1 protein-coding gene is annotated in these 230 nt (G+C 60.0%); it reads left to right on the top strand.

The features are described from left to right. On the top strand, positions 1-230 hold a 230-nt coding region (locus AXK60_RS27270; protein WP_217491800.1), incomplete at both ends, for a hypothetical protein.

Raw genomic sequence — 230 nt, 5'->3', positions numbered from 1 at the left:
GAGGTTTTCGCAATTGCACTGGTAACCGGCATGTTCGCGGTATGCCAGTCACGACTTGGCAAGCTCGGACGAGCGTTCTTCTACCTGGAGCTCGCCGCGTTGGCGCTACTGGTCGGGGTCGAATTCGTCATCAACCTCGTCTTCGCCTACCTCGATCCCACCACCATCGCCGACTTGCGGTCCGGCCCCCTCGGACTTGCGCTCACTGTTGCGTCGGTGCTGTTTCTCAT

This window comes from Tsukamurella pseudospumae, from assembly GCF_001575195.1.
In the GTDB taxonomy this organism is placed as follows: Bacteria; Actinomycetota; Actinomycetes; order Mycobacteriales; family Mycobacteriaceae; genus Tsukamurella; species Tsukamurella pseudospumae.
The sequence above is the reverse complement of the archived record's forward strand: the minus strand, read 5'-3'. Positions and strand labels throughout refer to the sequence as shown.